This window comes from Mycobacterium sp. NAZ190054 (assembly GCF_001545925.1).
Lineage (GTDB): Bacteria > Actinomycetota > Actinomycetes > Mycobacteriales > Mycobacteriaceae > Mycobacterium.
Window position 1 is genome coordinate 1 of sequence record NZ_LMVQ01000435.1, and the last position, 1,706, is coordinate 1,706.

Annotated in this window: 2 protein-coding genes and 1 pseudogene; 2 read left to right on the top strand and 1 reads right to left on the bottom strand. The window is 72.2% G+C overall.

All coding sequences use genetic code 11. The features are described 5' to 3' along the window. Positions 1-589 (top strand): annotated as a pseudogene (locus ASJ79_RS23575) (hypothetical protein); the annotation flags it as partial. A gap of 47 nt (positions 590-636) precedes the next feature. Further along, positions 637-1,014, top strand: coding sequence for a hypothetical protein (locus ASJ79_RS23580; protein ID WP_231751000.1), 378 nt, complete (start codon positions 637-639; stop codon positions 1,012-1,014). Here the strand turns inward: ASJ79_RS23580 and ASJ79_RS23585 are convergent. Further along, positions 986-1,706: phospholipase D-like domain-containing protein (locus ASJ79_RS23585; protein ID WP_231751001.1), on the bottom strand; the 721-nt coding region annotated here is incomplete at its 5' end. The genes ASJ79_RS23580 and ASJ79_RS23585 overlap by 29 nt on opposite strands.

The following is a 1,706-nucleotide window of genomic DNA, read 5'->3' on the forward strand; positions in this document are numbered from 1 at the left end:
CGGGGTGACCCCGGTGGACGAGCTCGCCGACACCCAGGATCCCGACGCGCTGCGCCAACTCGTCGAGCACTCGGCCACCGTGGGCACCCTCGACGAGCGCTATCACGCGAACCTGTCCAGCGCGCTGCGGTACGGCGACAGGGCGGGGCTGGTCGCGCTCGGCAGCCGCAGCACGCGGTGGCTGGGCGCCGACATCGGGCAGCGGCAGTTCTACCGGATCCTGGACACGGTGCTCGGCGCGGCGGAGATCTCCGGCACCTTCGAGACCGCAGGCGGCACGCTGGCACCGCGTCCCGCCGTCCCGGCGGGCGCGATCGTGATCGCGTTCTCGACCCTGCTCGACACCGAGTTCGCGCTGGCGCTCATCGATCTGCGCAAGCGCGGGCACCCTGTGGTCGCCGTGGACGTCCTCGACGGCAGCCCGGTCGAAGGCGACCACGACCCGCTGGTGCACCGCATGTGGGCGATGCAACGCTCGTTCATGTACCGCGACATGGCCACCGTCGGTGTCGACATCGTGGGCTGGCCGGGCACCGCGACCCTGGACCAGGCCATGGCACTGGTCCCCGCGCGCCGGGCGCGTCGATGACCGCGCGGCCGGCGCTTCTGTTGCCCCCCTTGGCCTTCGGTGTGCTGATGGTAGCCGCCGCGGCGTACCGCGCCGACGGGTACGCGGTACCGGCGGCGGTGGTCACGCTGGCCGCGGTGGCCGCGTCGGCATGGGTGCGTCCCGCGGCGACCGTCGCGGTGCTGGGTGCGGTGGTGACCGTCGTGCTGGCCGAGCCCGCCCCGTTGTACACGGTGCTGGCCGGGCTGGCCGCCGCGGTGTATCTCGTGCTGCGCCACACCGGGCCCACCGCGCCGACGATGTTCTGTGCGATCGGGTTCGCCGGCGCGGCCACCGTGGCCGTGTTGTTGCCGGTACAGGTGCCGTGGCTGCCCTTGCTGGCCCCGCTGACCCTGCTGGCCGGATATCTGTTGGCGCTCAGTCCGTTTGCGGCGTCGCAGCGCTGACCAGCGACCACAACCGGGGCGCCGCCTTGGTCAACGGCCAGGTGATCATGCCGGCGGCCAGACCGAACGCGCTGCGGGCGATCGACGGCGGCACATGGCCGGGATCCATCACCTCGTTCTCGGCGAACGGGCCCGCGTCCGCCGACACCATGAACCCGGTGAACCTGCGCAGCGACCGGCCGGTGCCCCGCAACGCGTCGACCGCGGCGAGGAATGACTTGCGCTGCAGCACCTCTCGCTGGAAATCCGCGCGGGACACACCCAGATGCTCGGCCACCAGATCGTCCCGGGTGTCGACGATGTGGCGGCGCACGTCGTCGCGGCCCGCCGGCGGCGCCTCCAGCGCGACGTCGCATTCGCTGTCGAAGCCCAGCGAGCGGTTGTTCAGGTTCGACGACCCGATCCGCAGCAGCCGGTCGTCGACCACCATCACCTTGGAGTGCACGTACACCGACGTGCCGCCCTTCACGGCCGGCCAGTACACGCCGAGCCGGCCGTGTTCGTCGGCGTCCCACAGCACCCGCAGCAGGCGTTCCCGGGCGCTGTCCATGGACTGCTGCTCGAGGCGGCTCTCCGAACTGCGCGGCAGCACGATCACGACCTCGGGTCCGTCGGGTTCGCGCAGCCGCGCGGCGAGCGCCTCGGCCAGGCCGCGCGCGGCCAGGTACTGGTTCTCCAGATAGAGCACGTCG

Bases quoted from the DNA above. Each gene is read 5' to 3' on its own strand.
- ASJ79_RS23580 (WP_231751000.1), top strand. From the start codon at position 637: ATGGTAGCCGCCGCGGCGTACCGCGCCGACGGGTACGCGGTACCGGCG.